This is a genomic window from uncultured Mucilaginibacter sp. (assembly GCF_913773635.1).
Classification (GTDB): domain Bacteria; phylum Bacteroidota; class Bacteroidia; order Sphingobacteriales; family Sphingobacteriaceae; genus Mucilaginibacter.
The window spans coordinates 122,235-143,710 of the sequence record NZ_CAJYGQ010000007.1 but is presented as its reverse complement, the minus strand read 5'-3'; the positions used below and the strand labels follow the sequence as shown (position 1 = coordinate 143,710).

At 42.8% G+C, this 21,476-nt stretch carries 15 protein-coding genes; 6 read left to right on the top strand and 9 right to left on the bottom strand.

What is annotated here, in order from left to right; genetic code table 11:
* Nucleotides 1-15: 15 nt before the first annotated feature.
* Entirely contained in the window at nt 16-1,446 is a 1,431-nt protein-coding gene (locus tag QZ407_RS08640; RefSeq protein ID WP_295769801.1) for a DUF4270 family protein, read from the top strand.
* Between the two features lie 123 nt (nt 1,447-1,569).
* Nucleotides 1,570-3,405, top strand: coding sequence for a glutamine--fructose-6-phosphate transaminase (isomerizing) (glmS, locus tag QZ407_RS08635; RefSeq protein ID WP_295769798.1), 1,836 nt, complete (start codon nt 1,570-1,572; stop codon nt 3,403-3,405).
* Nucleotides 3,406-3,493: 88 nt separating this feature from the next.
* On the opposite strand, the gene QZ407_RS08630 is transcribed toward glmS, so the two are convergent.
* The 6 genes from QZ407_RS08630 to QZ407_RS08605 all read right to left on the bottom strand — a co-directional run bounded on the left by QZ407_RS08630 (nt 3,494) and on the right by QZ407_RS08605 (nt 14,497).
* On the bottom strand, nt 3,494-5,362 hold the full coding sequence (locus QZ407_RS08630) for a glycoside hydrolase family 97 protein (protein ID WP_295769796.1): 1,869 nt from the start codon (nt 5,360-5,362) through the stop codon (nt 3,494-3,496).
* Between the two features lie 81 nt (nt 5,363-5,443).
* Nucleotides 5,444-7,897 (bottom strand): beta-galactosidase GalB, encoded by a 2,454-nt coding sequence (gene galB / locus QZ407_RS08625; RefSeq protein ID WP_295769792.1) that lies wholly within the window; start codon nt 7,895-7,897, stop codon nt 5,444-5,446.
* Nucleotides 7,898-7,936: 39 nt separating this feature from the next.
* A complete protein-coding gene (locus QZ407_RS08620) occupies nt 7,937-9,190 on the bottom strand; it encodes a glycosyl hydrolase family 28 protein (protein ID WP_295769789.1) in 1,254 nt (417 codons plus the stop codon).
* A 48-nt stretch (nt 9,191-9,238) separates the two neighbouring features.
* Nucleotides 9,239-10,759 (bottom strand): glycoside hydrolase family 28 protein, encoded by a 1,521-nt coding sequence (locus QZ407_RS08615; RefSeq protein ID WP_295769787.1) that lies wholly within the window; start codon nt 10,757-10,759, stop codon nt 9,239-9,241.
* A gap of 129 nt (nt 10,760-10,888) precedes the next feature.
* A complete protein-coding gene (locus QZ407_RS08610; RefSeq protein ID WP_295769785.1) occupies nt 10,889-11,845 on the bottom strand; it encodes a rhodanese-related sulfurtransferase in 957 nt (318 codons plus the stop codon).
* Nucleotides 11,846-11,989: 144 nt separating this feature from the next.
* Nucleotides 11,990-14,497, bottom strand: coding sequence for a DUF5686 and carboxypeptidase regulatory-like domain-containing protein (locus QZ407_RS08605; RefSeq protein WP_295769782.1), 2,508 nt, complete (start codon nt 14,495-14,497; stop codon nt 11,990-11,992).
* A 130-nt stretch (nt 14,498-14,627) separates the two neighbouring features.
* On the opposite strand from QZ407_RS08605, the gene kbl reads away from it, so the two are divergent.
* From kbl to QZ407_RS08585, 4 genes are read left to right on the top strand one after another with little or no spacing between them, the layout of a single operon-like run.
* Nucleotides 14,628-15,818 carry a glycine C-acetyltransferase gene (gene kbl, locus QZ407_RS08600; protein ID WP_295769780.1) on the top strand — a complete coding sequence of 397 codons (1,191 nt, stop codon included), beginning with the start codon at nt 14,628-14,630 and terminating at the stop codon, nt 15,816-15,818.
* 42 nt (nt 15,819-15,860) lie between these two features.
* Nucleotides 15,861-16,895 carry a phenylalanine--tRNA ligase subunit alpha gene (gene pheS, locus QZ407_RS08595; RefSeq protein WP_295769778.1) on the top strand — a complete coding sequence of 345 codons (1,035 nt, stop codon included), beginning with the start codon at nt 15,861-15,863 and terminating at the stop codon, nt 16,893-16,895.
* A 3-nt stretch (nt 16,896-16,898) separates the two neighbouring features.
* The gene (locus QZ407_RS08590) at nt 16,899-17,312 is read left to right on the top strand and encodes a hypothetical protein (RefSeq protein WP_295769776.1); all 414 of its coding nucleotides are present in this window, start codon (nt 16,899-16,901) and stop codon (nt 17,310-17,312) included.
* Between the two features lie 3 nt (nt 17,313-17,315).
* Nucleotides 17,316-17,900 carry a TetR/AcrR family transcriptional regulator gene (locus QZ407_RS08585; protein WP_295769774.1) on the top strand — a complete coding sequence of 195 codons (585 nt, stop codon included), beginning with the start codon at nt 17,316-17,318 and terminating at the stop codon, nt 17,898-17,900.
* Between the two features lie 3 nt (nt 17,901-17,903).
* Here QZ407_RS08585 and QZ407_RS08580 read toward each other — a convergent pair whose 3' ends face one another.
* From QZ407_RS08580 to QZ407_RS08570, 3 genes are all read right to left on the bottom strand, one after another.
* A complete protein-coding gene (locus tag QZ407_RS08580) occupies nt 17,904-19,175 on the bottom strand; it encodes a hypothetical protein (RefSeq protein WP_295769772.1) in 1,272 nt (423 codons plus the stop codon).
* 209 nt (nt 19,176-19,384) lie between these two features.
* The gene (locus QZ407_RS08575; protein ID WP_157542513.1) at nt 19,385-20,110 is read right to left on the bottom strand and encodes a YebC/PmpR family DNA-binding transcriptional regulator; all 726 of its coding nucleotides are present in this window, start codon (nt 20,108-20,110) and stop codon (nt 19,385-19,387) included.
* Nucleotides 20,111-20,278: 168 nt separating this feature from the next.
* A complete protein-coding gene (locus QZ407_RS08570; RefSeq protein WP_295770203.1) occupies nt 20,279-21,235 on the bottom strand; it encodes an NAD-dependent epimerase/dehydratase family protein in 957 nt (318 codons plus the stop codon).
* Nucleotides 21,236-21,476: the final 241 nt, after the last annotated feature.

Below are 21,476 nucleotides of genomic sequence, written 5' to 3'. Positions count from 1 at the left end.
GATTTGAATAGATATATGAAATTTATAAGATTAGACTTATTAACCCTGTTGATAAGTCTTTTTATTTTAAACAGTTGCAAAAACCAAAATGACATTGGCTTGCCAATTGGCGACCAGGAAATTAATGGAACTTTGCTTGTTTACGATGATATACAGGTTAAAACCGATACAGAGAATGTTGTTTCTACAGCAAGAGTTGATTTAGGACAATCAAACCCCGTAGCTAAAACACCATTAGCATCTTTACGAGATCCGCGGTTGGGTGAAATTACCTCAAACATAGCCACTGGTATTTACTTGCCTGGCCGCTCTGCTTACACAGTTCCTACAGGAACAATTACTGCTGACTCGGTTGTATTGGAGCTTTATTACACCCAAGGCTTTTACGGTGATTCATTAAACTCGAAATTTAAGGTAAACGTATTCCAGTTAAAGGAAAAGCCCTTAAATCAAAACTACCAAGCTAACAAGCACTGGACTACCGAAGGTGATAATTGGGTAAACCCAAGTAAAGCCGGCCCATATAATGCTAGGCCAAACACTAACGTAAAGGTAACAGATGCCGTTGCCGGTAAGGCTGATACGGTGCGTAATGCTGCTCCGCATTTAAGAGTATCATTACAGCCATCAAAAGTAACGCAGTACTTGTTCAACGCAGCAACCGTAACGGGTAACTCTACCTTCCAAAACAGCATCAGAGGCTTATACATTACCCTGCAACGCAATCAGCCATCTGAAACCGGCGCGAACCTGATGTTTAACCTCGATAATAGTGCCATAAAGGTTTATTACCGGGCTAATAATGCGGGTACTATTGATACTGGTGTGGTATCGTTAGGAATGGCCACGCACGTAGCCGAAATATCCAGAACATTTTCAAGTGAGGTACAATCGGCTTTGAACAGCACGGCTACATCAAACGATTTATTTTACATTCAGGGCTTATTAGGCTTACGTACTAAAGTAAGTATCCCAAATGTTAAAAATATGTTTGGCAACGTTGATTTGAAAACAATTGCCATCAACCGTGCCGAATTGGTTGTTTCACCAGAACCCGGTACTGATTTGCCACCGTTTTTACCGTCACCACAATTAACGCTATACAAGCTGGCCAATACTTTGCAACGCCAGCAATTGCCTGATGCCGCCAGTGATGGCCGCTCGGTATATGATCCGCGCTTTTTCAGTTCTCTTGAATTTGGCGGCAATTACATCAAATCAAAAAAAGAATACCACTTTTTGGTAACCGGCTATTTGCAGGATTTGGTTAGCGGCAAAACACAAGACTACGGTACTTATATAGGCGCTATTGACACCCTCGCCAGGGCAACATTTGTTGACGTAGCCCCAAGCTTTCAATCGCCGGGAAGACTGATTGCTACAGGAAATAAAAAATCCTCGCCAACCAGAATCAAGCTCAATGTCATTTATACTAAAAATAACTAAATAAAAATTCCCTGCCTAGCGGGGATTTTTTTTGCAATAGTATATTTGGAACTTCTTAGTAAGATAGTACATACTGCTAACAGCATTTTTTCGTTTTAATACATTTTAATTCAATTTCATATTATGTGCGGAATTGTAGGTTACATAGGTCACAGAGATGCCTATCCCATTATAATTAAAGGCTTACACCGGTTAGAGTATCGTGGTTACGATAGTGCCGGCGTAGCGTTGCTGGATAAAGAACTCAAGGTTTACAAAAAAGCCGGCAAGGTAAGCGATCTGGAGAACTTTGTTAAAGGCATAAATACCCAGGCTACTTTAGGCATGGGGCATACGCGTTGGGCTACACATGGTGCACCAAGTGATCGTAACTCACACCCGCACTCATCAGGAAACCGTAAGCTGACCATTATACATAACGGTATTATTGAAAACTACGCTGTTATTAAAGAGGCTTTACTGGCTAAAGGACACGTTTTTAAAAGCGATACCGACACCGAAGTTTTGATTCACTTTGTTGAGGACATACAAAACGAAACCGGCCTTGAATTAAGGGAGGCGGTGCGCATAGCTTTAACAAAAGTTGTGGGCGCTTATGCCATTGTTATTATGAGCACTGATGAACCCGACCAGATCATTGCGGCCCGCAAAGGCAGCCCGATGGTTATAGGCGTTGGTGAAGGTGAATATTTTGTGGCATCTGATGCTACGCCTATAGTGGAGTATACTAAAAATGTAATCTATCTAAACGATAATGAGATTGCATACATACGCCGCGATGATTTACTCATTAAGAATATTGACAACACCGTTCAGGTACCATACATTCAACGGTTAGACATCCAGCTTGAGATGCTTGAAAAAGGCGGCTACGAGCACTTTATGCTAAAGGAGATATATGAACAGCCCCGCTCAATACGCGATTGTATGCGTGGCCGTATATACCCTCAGCAAGGTAAGGTGCAACTGGGTGGCTTAAAAGAGTATGCCGACAAGCTTAAAAACGTTGACCGCATTATTATAGTTGCGTGTGGTACATCATGGCATGCAGGTTTGGTTGGCGAATACCTTATTGAAGAATATGCGCGTGTACCTGTTGAGGTTGAGTATGCCTCTGAATTCAGGTATCGCAACCCAATTATCAGCGAAAAAGACGTTGTGATTGCCATTTCACAATCAGGTGAAACGGCCGATACCATGGCTGCTATTGAGCTGGCTAAAGAAAAAGGCGCTACCATTTTTGGTATTTGTAACGTAGTAGGTGCATCTATTCCGCGTACTACGCATGCCGGGGTTTACACACATGCAGGCCCCGAAATTGGTGTAGCATCAACCAAAGCCTTCACCGCACAAGTGAGCGTTTTAACGCTTATTGCCTTTTATATTGCACAACAACGCGGCACCATTGCCCGTAACAAACTTATTGAGTATTTAACTGAGCTAAACGAAATACCTGAGCTTGTTGAAAAAGCCCTAAAAGCTAACGACCATATACAAAGTATTGCAGCGAAGTTTAAAGACAGCCGCAATTGCCTGTTCCTTGGTCGTGGAAGCTCATTCCCGGTTGCTTTGGAGGGTGCATTGAAGCTAAAAGAAATTTCATACATACATGCCGAAGGCTATCCGGCAGCCGAAATGAAACACGGACCAATTGCACTTATTGATGATGAAATGCCGGTAGTAGTGATTGCCACCAAGCACTCATCTTATGAAAAGGTAATAAGCAACATTCAGGAGGTTAAAGCCCGTGGCGGACATATAATTGCCATTGTAACCGAAGGCGACACCGAGGTAAAAAGCATGGCAGACTACGCCATAGAAATTCCTCAAACAGCCGAACCATTTGTACCACTATTGGCTACAATACCACTTCAACTATTATCATACCACATTGCCGTAATGCGCGGCTGTAACGTTGATCAGCCCCGTAACCTGGCTAAGTCGGTAACCGTTGAATAATTAACACCATTTAGTAACAATAAAAAGAGCCATCTTGCTATCAGCAGGACGGCTCTTTTTGTTAATTATGAGATAGAAATACTGTTGATTAAAGTTTAGCTACAAAACCACCGCTGGGGCGCAGCTTTATGGTAAGTACATCTTTAGGCGTAACAGTTTTCTCGCTTTTGTTTACACTGGTGTTTGTTTCACCGTCATATACCAGCATACCCTTAACTGGTTTTGTGAGAAAGTTAAGTGGTATTTTAACTTCACGTTCGTTGCCACCATTCATCACCCCTATCCACCATGAAGTACCTTTGCGGCGCGCATAGGCAACTACGTCACCTAAGCTACTGCATGATAGTACCCTTGTCTCATCCCAGGTGGTGGGTACCTGCTTAAATAAATCAAGCATAGGGTTTTCAAGGTATAGCTCATACTTATCGGCAAAGTGAATTATTGGCGATGTATAAACTATAGCTTGTGCAAATTCATGCGGCCAGGTAAACTTTGTAGTGGCCAATTCATCGGGGTTAAGTATAACTGATGTAAAATCGGCCGGACCATTAAGATAACGGGTGAACGGTACAGTTACGTCATGTTGTGGAGGCATAACCCTTTTGTACTTTGTCATGTGATATTCGTTGCCACGTATAGCTTCGCGGGTAATATCGTTAGGATAAGTACGATTAAGGCCCGTTGGCTTTACACTGCCATGAAAGTTAAGCAACAGTTTTAGCTTGGCACAGTCCTGCTGCGTTTCCGCATACCATTGCATAATGTCGGCATCAGCATCAGGAATAAAGTCAATTTTAATACCTACCGCACCGGCTTCTTTTACCTTTTGCAGGTAGGCGCGGCGCTCGGTAGCTTTCCTAAACTCTTTTGAATCAACCCACACCAATGATTTTACACCTACGGTTTTGCCATAGTCAATTACTTCTTTCAGTAACTGCCACTGATCTTTGCCCTCTTGTCTCCAGTTGCGCCAGCCGTCATCAACCAGGTAATATTCCCAGGTAAGTTTTGCAGCTGCGTTGTACCAATTTTTCTGATCTTCAAATTTTGGCGCGCCTACGCTCCACCACTGCCATAAGCTACGGCCAGGCTTAACCCATGAAAAGTTGCTTCCTTTAGCAGGCGGCGGACATAGGTTAGTAATTAAATCAGAATTAACCAACGCGTTTAAGGAACGTGCAATAAGCGTTGTACGCCAAGGCGACACCATTTTGCCTTTATATGTTCCGTTTAAGTAAACTTGCTTCGACGGCTGAATTACATTCCAACCCTTTTGGGCAAAGGGATAGGCTACGCTGAAGGTATTACCGGTGCGGGTGAGCGCCATATCGGCAAAGCTCTCACAGTCGGCTTCAGATAAAGCAACGTAATAATTTCCGGCCTGAAAAGTTACGGGCGGCATTATAACCTTCCCTTCGGGCACTTCATTAAGTGGAGTCACATAGTTTACCCCCTCGTAGCTCTGATGAAAATCAGCCCAGGCTATCTTCTTTACGTTCTGTGGCAAGGTCCAGGCGGTACGTTCAGAGTCGATATGTTTTAGGGCAGATGCGATGGTGTATCTTAAAGCAACACCATCATTATAAACCCTCACAATAAGTGCCATTGATTTGCCGTGAGCGGTAAACGGAATCTGAGCTTCATTGGCATAATTAACAGCTTTTGTATGATTGCCTATAACGGGGTAACTTTCATTTATGATGCTTACCACAGCTTTACCCGTTATTTTTGTATTTTGTCCCAAATCTTCACCATCGGCCACCAAACCCAGCGCCGATTTGTTAATGATGGATTGGTTATCTGCCTTAACCATATAACTCAACTTTTTATCAGCACTTGTTACGGTTAATACAATTCGTTTATCCGGGCTTGATATGTTAACTGTTTGGCTTTGTGAAAAAGCTGATGTAGCAGCAAAAACCAGTAAGGCTGTTGTAGCGGCTTTTGATATTCTCATTTATTTTAAGGTATCGGAAATTATGTAATGCTGATTTGTTTGAAGAAACAAGGAGCATTGCTCCTGAGAGCAATGCTAAAACTATTTACTTGTTAAAGTAATTACGCCGTCTTTAAGACCTTTGCCTGAGGCTGTAAAGGTAATTTTCCCGGGCTTTTCCGCTGATTGTACGGTTGCTACCAACATACCGCTAAATGCATTCATTTGCGGCTTGTGGAAGGGCTGCAGGTTGGTGGCATCGCCGTTGGCAACTACCTTGTAACTACCTGCACCAGCTACTTTAAAGCTTAATAAATTAGTTGCATCGGGGCACAGGTTACCATTGGCATCACAAACCTTTGCGGTAATGTATGATAAATCCTTACCATCGGCATCAATGGTTGCGCGGTCGGCCGTTAATTCAATGTGATGCGGCTTGCCGGCTGTTTTAATAGTTTGTTCGGCAGCTATTTTGCCGTTAGCGTCATAAGCGACAACCTTAATATTTCCGGGTTGGTAAACAACATCTTTCCACATTAAGCGGTAGCGGTTTTGATTGCTTGCCTTGCTTTTTTCCTGCTTGCCCATGCTTTTACCATTCACAAATAACTCTGCCGATGGATAGCTTGTGTAGCAAAAAACAGGGGTAACCTGCCCTTCACGACCCGGAAATGTCCAGTGTGGAAGTACATGCAGGGTTGGTTTTTCGGTATTCCAGTTAGCGCGGTATAAGTAAAAGCGGTCTTTAGGTAAACCGGCCAAATCTATAATACCGAAATATGAGCTGTGCGACGGCCATTTGGTGTCATAAGGTGTAGGCTCTCCTAAATAATCAAAACCCGTCCATACAAATTCACCAATTACAAATTTCAAGTCATCCTGCTTTACAAATTCGTCGTCAGGCACCTGAGACCATGGGCAAGCCTCAAAGTCATATGATGAGCTTTGATTATCATCGTATTGCTTTTCTTTGTAAAATTCAACCGGAAATTTGTAAACACCTCTTGAGCTAACGGTTGAGGCTGTTTCGGTACCCAAAATAAAACCTTGTGGTAGTTTCAGGTTAGCCTCCTCGTAACGGGCAGGCTTGTAATTGAACCCGGCAATATCCATCACCGCTGCAAAGTTGTTGTTAATGGCAGCATCAATTTTATCCATTCCGGCTGTTACAGGACGGCTTGGATCCTCGCGGTGGCAAATGTCTTGCAGAAACTTAGCAATCTTCTGCCCGTTTTTTGCACCCTGATCAGGCACCTCGTTACCAATGCTCCACATAATTACACTTGGGTGATTACGGTCGCGATGAATCATGTTCACCATATCTTTTTCGGCCCATTGATCAAAATAGTTGCTGTAACCGTTTTTCACTTTAGGCGTCTTCCACTCATCAAATGATTCTACCATCATCATAAAGCCCATTTCGTCGCAAAGCTCAACCAGCTCGGGGGCAGGCATATTATGCGAGGTACGTATGGCATCGCAACCCATATCTTTCAAAATAGCCAACTGCCTGCGTAGTGCAGCTTTATTAATGGCGGCACCCAAAGGCCCTAAATCGTGATGGTTACATACACCTTTAAACTTGCGTACTTTTCCATTCAAAAAAAAGCCATTACCTGCTTCAAATTTAATTGACCGTATGCCAAATTTAGTAGTGTACTCATCAACCAGTTTGCTGCCATCATAAACCTTTGAAGTTGCGGTGTAAAGCACCGGCGTTTCAGGCGACCATAGCTGAGGGCTTTTAACAGCAATGCTTTGCGAAAATGTATTTAAATCTGTTTGAGCCAATGTTGATGAACCTTCGGCCACTTGTTTACCTTGCGGGTCGGTAATGGACGTTACCAGCTTAAGTGCACTAAATTTACTTGCTGCTACTTTGGTTTGTATTTGCACGCGGGCAAAATCCTTTTCAATTACAGGAGTAGTTATGTATGTTCCCCAAACGGGTATATGGGCATCATTGGTAACCACCAGGTGTACATTACGGTACAAACCCGCGCCCGGATACCAGCGCGATGACTGTGGCTTGTTTTCAAGACGCACAGCCAGAATGTTATCAGCACCAGGTTTTAAGTAATTAGTTACATCAAAGTGAAAAGAGTTGTAGCCATAAGGCCACATACCAACCTCTTTACCATTTACATAAACCTTGGCATTGCTCATGGCTCCATCAAAAATTAGTGAAGCCTTTTTACCTGCAGTAAATTGCGGGGCGCTAAACTTAAGCCTGTACCAGCCAATACCTATAAACGGTAAGCCACCTGTACGGCCCGATTTAACCGATGCAGTTTGCTCCCCGTTTTGCTCAATTTTTACTTTTTGAATGTCGTTATTACCATCAAACGGCCCTTTAATAGCCCAATCATGCGGAATTGTTACCGTTTCCCACTTTTTATCATTGAAGGTTGGGTTAGCGGCATCGGCCTGCTCTCCGCGGGTAAATGCCCAGCCTTTGTCTAACAGGTATTCTTTGCGTTCTTGTGCCTTTAGCTTATACGCACTAATAGTTAGCACTGCCGGCGTTAAAATGGCAGTTAGCAATAAACGTTTCATTAAGTAATTTTTGGGTTGGTGAGCCCGCAAATTACAAATTTATTTTAAAGTGTAAGGTTGACCGTTAATCACTACGTTCTCGAGCTTAACACCCTCATACACATTTTTAATACCCGGCTTTTTAGCGGTTGCCTCAATGTTAGAGAACGTTATGCCCGATACTTTATCATTGGGGTTACCTTGTATGTGCGCTACCTGGTCGCATTCAATTTTGATGTTACGGATAGTAATGTCGTTTACGGTGCCAAATGGTTTTTCGGTGCTGCCACCTAAGTCAAAAAACTGTTTCCATGGCGCAATTTCAAATATTACGCCGGCTTTGCCGGTAACGTTTTCAACAGTGATTTGCTCAAAATGCTGGTAAGTATCGGGGCGCATTTTAAAGCGGAAAAGTGGCGTTGTACTGTTGATTTTGCAGTTACGCATTACCACGTTACGGGCATGTATACTCTCACTCCCAAAAGTAAGCGCCGCGTGCGACTCGCCAAAGGTACAGCCCTCTACCAACACATTTTCAACAATACCATTTTCAGGTAGCTTATGAGCGGTGGGCCCTTTGCCTCCTTTAATGCAAACACCATCATCATTTACCGAAATGTAGCAATTACGCACGGTTACGTTTTTACAAACGTCAATATCCACGCCATCGGTACTTGGAGCGGGTACGGGCTTATAAGGCGAGCGTATGTCACAATCTTCTATAACAACGTTGTTGCTTTGATACAGGTGAGTTGTCCAAAAACCGGAGTTATGCAGCTTTACGTTTTTGATTTTTACGTTGTTGCTTCCCCAAATAAAAACAAGGCGCGGGCGATGCACCTCAAGGTTGGTGGCCTCTTTGCCCACACGTTTCATTGAATCGCGGTAAAACCAAAAGTAGCTCCAGAATTTCGCACCGTTACCATTGATAGTACCCGGACCAGTAATACTAAAGCCTGGCACTTTATAAGCATTAACCAAAGCCGCATAATAATTTTGCGAGCGCCCTTCCATGCGCGATGGGATAAGCGGATAGTTGGCAATATTGTCTGATCCTTTAAGCACTGCGCCACTCTCTAACCGCAATTTGGTTTTAGGCTTAAAAAACAAGGCACCGCTCAAAAAGGTACCTTTTGGAATAACTACAGTACCACCTTTTTTTGCAGCCCTGTCAATTACCGCCTGTATTGCTTTAGTATTCAATTTAGTGCTGTCGCCATTTTTTACGCCATACTTGGTTATAACATAATCCTGCGCATGTGCAGCGAGCGATAGGGTTGCCAAACCGGCTATAAAAAGTATTTTCCTGATCATATATTGAGTTAACTTTACTTGATTGAGTCTGTGCTCTACTGTTTGCGGTTATTGATAAGTAGTTTCGGTGCTATTGCTTAAGGTATATTCCGGCTTGTTTCCGTTAAGCGTTTTCACGTTTACAAACCTTACATTTTGTGCATCATTTACTACCACCTTTGCACCTACAGGCAGCGTTATTTTGTTAAACCTAACGTTTTTAAGTTTATGCATCGCATCTTTAAACCCGTTAATGTTTATAACAGGATCTTTTAATGTAGCCTTAGTTAAATCAATGTTGGCAAACTTGAAGTTTTCAAACCCAGGTGGCTCAGGAGCCGCGGCGCCATCATTATTATAATTCAATGCCGAAAATATAGTGATCTTCAGCAGCTGGCAATCAGTTACTGTTACGTTTTTAACGTAACCTCCCCGCTCTTTGGTACCTTTTATTTGCATGCCATGCAAAAGCGCCCCGGCAGTACAGTCTCTAACTAACACATCGCTTACCCCTCCCGACATTTCACTACCTATTGATATGCCATGCCCGCGAGTAAAATCACAGTGTGTTATTTGTACATTACTGGTTGGCCGGCCAATAGTATAGCCTTCAGGGTTTTTGCCAGACTTGATAGCAATGCAGTCATCACCGGTTGAAAACGAGCAGTTGAAAATGTAACTATCATCAGATGAATCCGGATCCAATCCGTCACCATTGTGAGCGGTACTCACTATATTCAGGTCATGGCACGTGATGCCTTTACTATAAATGTAATGAATAGTCCAGCAAGGCGAGTCTTTTATCTGCAGTCCCTGTAGTTCAACATCTTTACAATTCAGCAGCATGATTAAGCGGCCGCGGCTGCGCATACCATGTTTCGCAATCATGGCCTTTCCTAAAGCTCCTCCTCCACCACTAATGGTACCTTCGCCCTTTATTGAAATTTGGCTGGTTGTATAATCGCCCTTATTGTCCATTGTTCCTGCGTTAATAAGACTGGCATAGGTTTTCATTTCCCAGCCCTCAAAGCGATTATTTATGAACGGCTCATAATCTTCGGTATTAGCGCTTCCTTTAAGTATACCACCTTTATTAATTTGCAACGTCATGCGGCTTTTTAAAAACAGCGCGCCACTTACAAAAGTACCTTCAGGTATAATTACGGTTCCATACTCATCACAAGCATCAATTGCCTTTTGTATTGCTTTAGTGTTCAGGGTAACGCCATCGCCTTTGGCACCAAAATCAGTAACAGTTATCACTTTGCCTTGCGGCGTTGTGGTAAACTTAACAGCTTTTCCTGCTGCTGATAGTTTTCCTACAGCATTTTCAGCTTTTATAGCACAGCTATAGGTTTTTAAAGGACTGAGACCTGCAACGATATAATTGGTTTTATTTGTTGTACCAATTTCCTTACCATTAAGCATAACGTGGTAGATATCGCTGGCTGCGGTTTTTTCCCAAACCAAAGTGGCCGATGTAGCGGAAATAGTTCCGGGTGCTACAAGCAATCGCTTTGGTGCAGTAGCTGCATATCCCAACGTTGCGGTATGCAAAAAAAGGACAAACAGGAATATATGGTTTTTCATTATACAGGTTAATTGGCATGGTAAAGCTAAATTTTAGCTTTTTATTAGCCATCCTGCTCCATCTTGATAATACGCTTTAAACCTTTTAAAAAAAAAGGGCCGCTTATTTAAGCGACCCTTGTATAGTTATTAAGCTAACTGTATTTTACTTTTTTTGGTTACGTTAACAGGCTGCGGAACTTTAACATAATAGCCGGTACCGTCATAAATCCTTTTACGCGGATGGCTTTGGCAGCTGGCAGAGCAACAACCTTCCATCTGTGTGCCGCATTCGTCACACTGGGTAAAGTGCTCGTTACACTCAGGGTTAGCACAGTTAATCATTTTATCAGTTGCCTTACCGCAATTATAACAGGTTGATACTACCGTTGGATTTACGCTGTTTACGTCAACCGTTAAGCGGTTGTCAAAAACATAGCACTTTCCGTCAAAATCTTCGCCCCCAGCTTCTTTACCATATTTAATAATGCCACCGTGTAATTGGTAAACATTTTCAAAACCTTCGTGCAGCAAAAGAGCCGAAGCTTTTTCGCACTTAATGCCCCCGGTACAGTAGGTAAGTATTTTTTTGTCCTTATACTTTGCCAGCTCATTTATTTTTGAGGGGAAATCACGAAAGTTCTCAATATCCAGCGTAACGGCGTTTTTAAAGCGACCAACCGAGTGCTCATAATTAGAGCGTACATCCAACACAATAACATCCTCGTCATCCTTCATTGCTAAAAACTCAGCAGGCTCCAGATGCTTACCGGTTTGTTTTTTAGGGTCAATGATATTAGGATCGCGCAGGCCTGAGTGAACAATTTCAGATTTGTAGCGTACATGCATCTTCACAAAAGAAGGTTCATCTACTTCATCAATTTTAAACTCGGTAGCGCTAAACCTACCATCGGCGTAAATGGCATCCATGTAGGCCTTGCAGGCTTCAGGAGTACCCGAAACGGTACCATTTAAACCTTCATCGGCTACAATGATGCGCCCGGTTAAATTTAAGCTTTTACAAAATTTTAAATGATCGGCAGCAAATTGCTCCGCATCAGCTATTGTTGAGTAACAATAGTAAAGTAAGGTGTTGTACTTTGCCATAAAATATTGATACTGCTGCAAACAGCGTTTAATGAGCTGCAAAGGTAATATTTTGAGCGCCGATGTGCAAGTAGATGTGCAGATGAGCAATATATGCGAACTGTTACCAGCACGCACATTGCGGCTACTCACCTGCACATTGTGTTATCTGATACCGTAAAATATTCGAATGCCCTGTATAGCCTTGCGGTTTCCGTCGAATGCTATACCGTAATCAACTCTGAATATGAAGCGTTGTATGCCAATATAAGCTTCGGTATAGCTTCCTTTTACAGGCTGCATAAGGCCGGTGTTACTTATTGGAGTGCTGTTTTTACCCTGGGCAAGATAATTTACACCTATCAGTTCTTCCAGTTTAAGCTTACGTACCAATGGTATTTTACTCAGGAAGTTGCCCGCAAAATTATGTTCATAATGTGCCTCAATAAATGAGCGGTTAGTACTAAACTCATAAAAAGGAAGAAAATGGAAGCTGCCTATAGTTGGATTAAACGTTGTTCCCTGGTTACCAAAGAAGTGGTTGTAATCCATAAAATATAAGCTCTTGCGGTTAAGGAATGTACCGGCTGTTATTTTGAAGGCAGAGAAACCTATAAGTCCTATTTTCATGCGGTCGTCAAACACGTCCAATGATGCAAAATCATAGTTTACGTCTGACCCCAGCACACCATTGATGCCCTTGCGGTAATTAAGCCTTACTTTTGGATATAATGATGGCTCGAAGTACTTTCCATCGGGCCTTACTACGTATTGCTGTCTGAAGGTGTAGGTTAATGAGGCCTTGGCAGTAAGTGCCTGGTTTGTCGGGAACAGCATTGACTCAACCGTTGGCGGATTAGCTAACGGGTTATTGGCCGTATATTGCTTGTTCTTGTTATCAAAAATATGGTTAAAAGATGTGTTGTACAATTGCTGGCGCTCGGCATATGACACCTGCGTGTTCAGCAATAGCCCGTTTGTTAGCTCATGTTGCCACGCAACTACGCCAAAATGTGTACGGTAAAGTTTGATGTAGTTGTTCTCATACAGTAAAGAGCTAAGCGTATTAAACAACAGCGACCTTGTGCCTGCATTATTTAAATCAAGAACATCGCTACCAAACCTTGCCGATAGTACCGACTGGGTGGAAGGGTTATAATTGTACGTAAAGCCAACATTGGCATTAAACATTTTTGCGGCAAAGCCATACCTCAATTCGGGCGTAACGCTAAACGATTGTCCGTTATCAAAGCCTTTTATATAATGAACTTTGGCGTTTATACCCCAACCCTCAACCGTATTATAAAACACAGTTTGTAAAAATGGCTCAAGGTACCATGATTGCCGCTTTTCGCGGTTATAGTTCTGATATCCGAATATCAGATAGCTCAACGGGCTGAAGCCGTTACGGCTCTTATTTAATGAGTCGAGGTATTCAGGCGTATTTTGAATAGCAAATATGCTGTCCTTTTTCTTGTAATCACGCTCTTCAAGTGTGGTTAACGGAACAGGCCTGTTGTTTGCCCAGTAGCGGCCATTTTTAGCACTTGCCTGCGTATCAACACGCATAACTTCGCCGTTAAAGAATCCTTTAGGGAAGCTTGGGTTTACGTTGTAATTATTGTAAATGGCTAAATAATATCCTTTGAATTTAAAGCCAAGTACATCGCCATGAAAATCAAACAAGGTAGATGTTGGCAGCCAAACACTGTCATTTATTGGAATATACTGCTGGCTAATGTTCAAGGTATCAACCAGGTTAATATTGGCCTGCTCTTTAGTCAAGTTTAGGTCAACGCCGTATATGCGCCAGTCCCCCTCTACTACATAAACGTTTCCCTGGTAAACAGCTTCGTTTTTACGTTTCGGAATTACCTGTATTTTGGCTATACGCCGGCCGCTTTTTACCGAACGGCCCACTAGCTTATAGTTATAAAAGCGTTGTGCATTTGATGCAAACGGCGATACAAACGCACGGCCGCTTAGGCCCTCAATATCAAAGTTGTTTTTGTAAAAATTAACCTGCAGGTCAGATGCTTTATTATAGCTGAAAGCGGTATTTTGTCCGGCTGTTTTTGAGGCAATCATTTCCTCTTTCACATAGTCGGGGTTTTTGAAATTGTATTTTGAAAGAGATTCTGACTGGTACAAAATGCCTCTGCCGTTTACATCGAGTTGCAGCATGCGCCTTACATCACGGGTCATAAGGTTTTGCGGGGCTTTGGTAAGGCGTTGTACGCCCTTTACAAAAACTACGCACGAGTACTCATTAACCTGCTTTAAATAATACTCGCGTTTATCGATTACTTTGCTGATAATGTCGTCACCTGCATCCTTTTCGTCTCCGGTACCGGTTTCGGCCTGCAATGCAAATGGCTCATTAGCAAGAGTCATGTTCAGCTCCTCGTCATGATTGGATACTGTGATTTTTTCGGTTCTTTCCAAATTGCCCACGTATCTGAACACGACATTGTATGTGCCCGGAGTAAGCTTGAACTCGTAAACCCCATCTTCGTTGGCTGTAGTGCCGTAAGTGGTATTGCGTATATAAACCGATGCAAAAGAGACAGGGTTTCTCTTTTCATCAACAATTTTGCCCGACAAACGGTAGGTTTGAGCACATACCTGCAGCGTAGCGGCAATAAAAAAGGCGAATAATAAAGGTGCTTTCATGAATCAGATATTTATGTATATATCTTTTATGTTGAAAATGTTTGTTTTTGAGCTAATTAATTTCTAATGAGTGCCGGTTAGCAGTAATAAATCATTAATGCGTAACTTTGTATTTTAAAAACTCACACCCATGTATAATACCCTGAAACCGGTTTTAGAGCAGGAATTGGCCGAGATTGAAAAGGCCGGACTATATAAAAAAGAGCGTATTATTACCTCTCCTCAGGCTGCCGATATAAAGGTACTGGGCGGACAGGAGGTTATAAACTTTTGTGCTAACAATTATCTTGGCCTGTCATCACACCCAAAAGTAATTGAGGCAGCAAAAAAAGCAATTGATGATCATGGCTATGGCTTGTCATCTGTACGTTTTATTTGCGGTACGCAGGATGTACATAAAGAGCTGGAAGCAAAACTTTCAGAATTTTTAGGAACGGAAGACACCATCCTTTACGCTGCTGCTTTTGATGCCAACGGCGGAGTTTTTGAGCCATTGTTTAACGATCAGGATGCCATTATATCAGATGAACTGAACCATGCATCAATCATTGATGGTATACGTTTATGCAAAGCGCAGCGGCATCGTTACAAACACGATGACATGGCCGATTTGGAAGAAAAACTTAAAGCAACCCAGCAATTACGCCATCGCATAATTGTAACCGACGGGGCATTCAGTATGGATGGGACCATTGCGCAGTTAGATAAAATTTGCGATCTGGCCGATAAATACAACGCCCTGGTAATGATCGATGAAAGCCATTGCTCTGGTTTTATGGGTAAAACCGGCCGTGGTACCCATGAGCACCACAACGTAATGGATCGTATTGATATTATCACAGGTACTTTGGGCAAGGCATTAGGCGGTGCATCGGGCGGTTTTACATCAGGCCGTAAAGAAATTATTGATATGCTGCGCCAGCGATCGCGCCCGTATTTGTTCTCAAATACCTTGGCTCCATCAATTGCAGGCGCATCAATCACGGTGTTAAACATGCTGAGCGAAGCTACGACCCTGCGCGATAAGTTGGAGACAAATACCCAATACTTCCGCCAAAAAATGACCGAAGCGGGCTTTGACATTAAACCGGGCGTGCATCCAATTGTGCCGGTTATGCTATACGATGCCAAACTATCGCAGCAATTTGCTGCCCGTATGCTCGAAGAAGGTATTTACGTAATAGGTTTTTATTACCCTGTAGTACCACAGGGCAAAGCACGTATCCGCGTACAAATTTCGGCAGGCCATGAGCAGGAGCATTTGGATAAAGCTATTGCAGCATTTACCAAAGTGGGTAAGGAATTGGGGGTAATTAAATAAAGCTTTTAAAAGACGTATCTTTGCCAGGTAAGGCTAACTATAATGCAGGAATTAATTGATAAATATACCGCGGAAGTTGATGCATTTTCACCGGCTAACGCCGAGGAATTGGAAGCTTTCCGTATAAAGTTTTTAGGCACCAAAGGTTTAATTAAAGACCTTTTTGAGCAGTTTAAAAGCACTACGCCCGAAGAGAAGCGTACCTTGGGTAAAGTGCTTAACCAGTTTAAGCAATTAACTGAAGCAAAGCACCAGGAGCTCAAAGAGCAATTTGACTCGCAGCTTACTACAAGCACCAATCAGCAGGATTTGACTTTGCCTGGCGAAGGTTTTGCTGTTGGCTCACGCCATCCCTTATCGCTGGTTCGCAATGAAATTATTGACATTTTCAAACGCTTAGGCTTTGTTGTAGCCGAAGGACCTGAAATAGAAAATGACTGGCATAATTTTTCTGCGCTTAACTTCCCCGAAGAGCACCCTGCTCGTGATATGCAGGATACTTTCTTTATTACTAAAGATGGTGGTCAGGATAGCATTGCCCTGCGTACACACACTTCATCAGTGCAGGTACGCATGATGGAAAACGGCAAACCGCCATTCCGCGCTATTATGCCGGGTCGCGTATACCGTAATGAGGCTATTTCAGCACGTGCACATTGCTTTTTTCACCAGGTAGAGGGTTTATATGTTGATGAAAATGTGTCATTTGCCGACTTGAAGCAAACGCTTTTCCACTTTGTGCAGGAACTTTATGGCGAAGGTACCAAGGTGCGTTTCCGTCCGTCATACTTCCCGTTCACCGAGCCATCGGCCGAAATGGATATATCATGCACCATTTGTAAAGGTGCCGGCTGTAATATGTGTAAACATAGCGGCTGGGTTGAAATTTTAGGTTGCGGTATGGTTGACCCTAACGTACTTGAAAACTGTGGCATTGATAGCAAAAAGTACACCGGTTTTGCCTTTGGTATGGGTATTGAACGTATTACCAACCTTAAATACGTAATACGCGACTTACGTTTATTCTCGGAAAACGACGTACGCTTCTTAAAGCAATTCAAAACCGAAATTGTGTAATTAATGAGGAAACTGGTTTGCCTGATAGGTTTTATAATAGCACTTACCGCATGTGGTAAACAAGATCAAAGCTATATACCCAGTGTTGCGGTTAACTATCAGGCACCACTTACCGACCCACGCTTAAGCCGCTTGAATGCAATAGGCGGCTCAGTAACCGTTCCGGGTGGCGTATCGGGTATTATCATTTACAGGGCCTCAGCCAGCAGCTATGTTGCGTTTGACCGCTGCAGCAGCTATCAGCCTGAAAGGCGCTGCGCCGTAACCATTGATGATACCGGCCTTACCGCTACTGATCCATGCAGCGGTTCAAAATTTTTATTGAGTGATGGTTCGCCGGTTAAGGCACCGGCAACACGCTCACTGCGCACCTACAGTGTGTCAGTTAATAATATTAGCATATTTGTGTATAATTGATACATGGAAGCCGATAAAATAAGAGAAAGCATAAAGCGTTCGGCCCAGGAGCTGTTCCGCAAGTTTGGCTACCATAAAACCAGTGTTAATGAAATTGCCAAGAGAACTAAAATAGCCAAGGCAACCATTTATAAGTATTTTGAAAGCAAGGAGGCCATTTTGCACTCACTGCTAATGGATTACATACAGGTGAGTGTGGATGAACTTATTCATACCGATACGCCCGATATGGATGAGGAAACACACCTTACTAACCTCATCATGAAAACCTGCCGTTTATCTTACACGGTGTGTAATGAATTTATAGGCTGGGACTTCATCCGTGAGTCGACTAACTCCCAGGAGTTTTTGCGTAACCTGTCTAACGAGTTAGAGGATCTTTTGGTGAGTTCATTTATGCGCCTTACAGGTATGCGTAAGCATGACAGTTACCAGCAGCGCATCAGGTTTTTAATTAAGTGCAGTAAAAATATAGTATTCAGCTTTGCCTTTACTTCGGTAAGTGACGCTGATGTACGCAAGAATTTCGTATCCTTCCAAAAAGAAATTTTGCCTTATTTGGTTAAGGCAGCTATTACCGTAAAATAATAACTATTCATTTTCGCCTTCTGCAGGTGGTTTAGGCTTCATCATGTTTGGATTAAAGCGCGGCTTATATGGCTGCTTTACGGATGGTGTGATTGGCGCAGGAGCAGGGCCTTCTTCCGCTTCAGGTGCTGGAGTTACTGCTTCAGTGGGTTGAGCAGTTTCTTCTGCTTTCTCTTCTTCAGATGGCGCCAGTTTGGTGGTAGTTAGGCCGGCCTTAAACCGTGGCTTAAAACCTAATTTAGGTGCAGCAGGTGCTTCCGGTTTTTCTTCTTCGTTTGATGACGCTTCTGTTGAAGCCTCTTCCTTTGTTTCCTTGCTACTTTCTGATACGGGCTCAATCGGCCTTTCTTCTGCTGGTTTGGTAGTAGTTACGCCAGCCTTAAAACGCGGCTTAAAACCTAATTTTGCCGTTGCCGTTTGCTCTACTGACTCCGTTGCTACGTCAATAGCAGGCTTATCTTTGGTGTCAGCTGTTGAGTTTTCAGGCGCAATATCAACAGGCTTTTCCTCAACAGGCTTACTTGTAGTTACGCCAGCTTTAAAGCGTGGTTTAAAGCCAGGTTTGGAAGTCGAGCTTGCAGGCACATCTGTAGTTGCATCTACCGAAGCATTTTCATTTACAGATTTATCATCCCGGATAGCACTATTACCTTCGGTTAATGGTTCCGCAGGGTTAGTGTTTTCTTCAGCCGGTTTGCCGGTAGCACCAGCCTTAAATCTTGGCTTAAAGCCTAATTTAGCAGGTTGTTCCGTTGGTAGTGCATTTGTGTTATTTGCTGCTTCTGGGGCTGCTAAGGCATCTTCTGCAGGTTTAGTGACCCCTGCTTTGAAACGAGGCTTAAAGCCCATTTTTGCAGGTTCGGCACTAGGTTGTTGGGTTTGAGGAGCTTCGGTTGGGTTCTGCTTACTTATGTTATCAGCAGCTTGTGGTGCAGGTTCGCTTTCGGCAGGTTTGGTTGCCGGTGTTGCGCCTGCTTTAAACTTGGGCTTAAAACCTAATTTAGCAGGTTCACCCTGCGGTGTTGGCTCGGTTAAAGCATCGGCCACGGTTTGTTCGGCAATGGGGTTTTCAAGGCGAACTTTCTCTTCCTTAACCTCTACCGGTAATGGGTACTCATGGCGTAACTTATTAAACCAGTACTTTTTAGTATGGTCAAAGCTTTTCTCGCCCATCTGTGCATAGTGTTCTTTAAATTCCAAAAACAAGTCCGGCTGCCCTTGTTCAAGGGTAGCAAGATTTATTTTCTTCTTTTTAAAAAACTCTTCGAATAACATAGATGAAGATTTCGGAATTCGGATGTTCGATTTCGGATTTTTCTTGACTTCCAACTTATGTCATTTCGAGGAACGAGAAATCTTTTCGAAGCGATCAGTTTGTAAACTCGAAAAGATTTCTCCCTATTGTTCGAAATGACATTAGGGGAGAAGCAAAGCTGGAGTTAAAAGTCTTGAATCTGTACTCTTGATTCCTGACTCTAACAAGCTTACTCCGCCATATTATGATAAACCGCCTGCACGTCGTCGTCTTCCTCCAGCTTGTCAATAAGCTTAAGTACGTCGGCAGCGGCTTCTTCGCTAATTTCAGTAGTTGATAACGAAATACGCTCCAACTTAGCCGATTTTAGTTCAATACCTAAACCTTCCAAAGTCTTCTGCATTTTGCCAAAATCTTCGTAAGCAGCGTGAATTACGGCAACGTCTTTTCCTTCTTCATCGGTTTCCACAAATAGTTCTTCCAAGCCTGCGTCGATTAGTTCAAACTCCAGTTCTTCCAAATCACGCTCTCCCGGATCAAAACGGAAAACAGATTTACGACTGAAAATAAAATCCAATGAACCGGTTTTACCTAATGTACCACCAACTTTAGTAAAGTAACTGCGTACGTTAGCTACGGTACGGTTAGTGTTATCAGTTGCGGTTTCAACCAGTACAGCTACGCCGTGGGGTGCATAACCTTCATATACTAATTCTTCGTAGTCTTTTTCGTCTTTGCTTGATGCGCGTTTAATAGCAGCCTCAACACGGTCTTTAGGCATGTTTACTGCTTTGGCGTTTTGCATAGCCGTACGCAGGCGCGAGTTGCTCTCAGGGTTCGGACCGCCATCTTTAACGGCCATTACAATCTCTTTACCTAAACGGGTAAACTGAACGGCCATTTTGGCCCAACGCTTAAATTTTCTTTCTTTACGGAATTCAAATGCTCTTCCCATAGTATTAGTGCTGGTGATACCATCGATTAAGCGATGATTTCACTGATTAGTTTTAAAGATCTTTTGTTTTGATTATACTGATTTTATGAATCAATGATAGCACCATGTTTCATATAATCAAACACGTAATCGGTGTAATCAATCCTATAAGTGCAATCACAAAAATATCTACAAAACTAAACTATTCTTTAAATTTTTCAGCATTTCGCTGGTAAGGCGTTGAATATCATATTCAGGTTTCCAGTCCCAGTCGGTTTGAGCGTAGGTATCGTCAATGGATTGCGGCCAACTGTCGGCAATGGCCTGGCGTGGGTCGCTATCAGCATAAGTAAGGGTAAATTCGGGAATGTGTTGCTTTATTTGCTGCGCAAGGACTTCCGGCGTAAAGCTGATGCCGCCTAAATTATAGCTCGAGCGGATAGTAATACGTTCGGCAGGGGCATCCATTAAGCTTAAGGTAGCGCGAATGGCATCGTCCATGTACATCATGGGCAATGCTGTATTAGCAGATAAAAAGCTTTGGTATGTGCCGCTTTGCAAAGCTTCATGAAAAATATGTACGGCGTAATCAGTAGTTCCACCGCCCGGGTTAGTTTTCCAGCTTATTAAGCCCGGGTAACGTATGCTACGAACATCAAGCCCGTATTTGGCATGGTAATACTCACACCAGCGCTCGCCGGCCAGTTTGCTGAAACCGTAAACCGTGTTGGGGTCCATTACGCAATACTGTGGTGTATTTTGCTTAGGAGAGTGCGGACCAAATACAGCAATAGAGCTTGGCCAAAAAACCTTCTTTGTACCAAATTCAATAGCTAAATCAAGCACATGTATAAGGCCGTTCATATTCAGGTCCCAGGCCAACTTTGGTTTTTGTTCGCCTACTGCTGACAATATGGCTGCAAGCAAATAAACCTGCGTTGGGCGATGCTGCTCAAACACACGTTGCAAACTGTTTTTATCAAGCACATTGGCAATTTCAAACGGCCCACCATTACGTATGGCATCAACCGGGGCATTGATATCAGATGCAATAACATGATCTGCACCATGTTTTTTGCGCAAGGCTAAAACCAGTTCGCTACCAATCTGTCCGTTAGCGCCAATAACCAATACCTTTTCGCTCATTGCCATATAATATTTGGGTGTATGCAAATTTACAAATTTGCTTGTAAACACGTTTATACTATGCATTTAAAAGTAGCAATGTTTCACAATCTGTTTTGCTGTCTGATATTCACATTAACACAATACCATCTATTGCCAAATAATATTTTGATTGAATTTAAGTTTTCATTCAACCTCGACAGCTCAAAAACCTTATAAATAAAGCGTTTAAGGCCTTTTTTGTTCAAAAAAGCTTACATTT

Coding starts and splice junctions, on each gene's coding strand:
- glmS (WP_295769798.1), top strand. CDS start 1,570: ATGTGCGGAATTGTAGGTTACATAGGTCACAGAGATGCCTATCCCATT.
- QZ407_RS08580 (WP_295769772.1), bottom strand. CDS start 19,175: ATGTTATTCGAAGAGTTTTTTAAAAAGAAGAAAATAAATCTTGCTACC.
- galB (WP_295769792.1), bottom strand. CDS start 7,897: ATGAAACGTTTATTGCTAACTGCCATTTTAACGCCGGCAGTGCTAACT.
- QZ407_RS08590 (WP_295769776.1), top strand. CDS start 16,899: ATGAGGAAACTGGTTTGCCTGATAGGTTTTATAATAGCACTTACCGCA.
- QZ407_RS08640 (WP_295769801.1), top strand. CDS start 16: ATGAAATTTATAAGATTAGACTTATTAACCCTGTTGATAAGTCTTTTT.
- QZ407_RS08620 (WP_295769789.1), bottom strand. CDS start 9,190: ATGATCAGGAAAATACTTTTTATAGCCGGTTTGGCAACCCTATCGCTC.
- QZ407_RS08585 (WP_295769774.1), top strand. CDS start 17,316: ATGGAAGCCGATAAAATAAGAGAAAGCATAAAGCGTTCGGCCCAGGAG.
- QZ407_RS08605 (WP_295769782.1), bottom strand. CDS start 14,497: ATGAAAGCACCTTTATTATTCGCCTTTTTTATTGCCGCTACGCTGCAG.
- QZ407_RS08630 (WP_295769796.1), bottom strand. CDS start 5,362: ATGAGAATATCAAAAGCCGCTACAACAGCCTTACTGGTTTTTGCTGCT.
- pheS (WP_295769778.1), top strand. CDS start 15,861: ATGCAGGAATTAATTGATAAATATACCGCGGAAGTTGATGCATTTTCA.
- QZ407_RS08575 (WP_157542513.1), bottom strand. CDS start 20,110: ATGGGAAGAGCATTTGAATTCCGTAAAGAAAGAAAATTTAAGCGTTGG.
- QZ407_RS08610 (WP_295769785.1), bottom strand. CDS start 11,845: ATGGCAAAGTACAACACCTTACTTTACTATTGTTACTCAACAATAGCT.
- QZ407_RS08570 (WP_295770203.1), bottom strand. CDS start 21,235: ATGAGCGAAAAGGTATTGGTTATTGGCGCTAACGGACAGATTGGTAGC.
- QZ407_RS08615 (WP_295769787.1), bottom strand. CDS start 10,759: ATGAAAAACCATATATTCCTGTTTGTCCTTTTTTTGCATACCGCAACG.
- kbl (WP_295769780.1), top strand. CDS start 14,628: ATGTATAATACCCTGAAACCGGTTTTAGAGCAGGAATTGGCCGAGATT.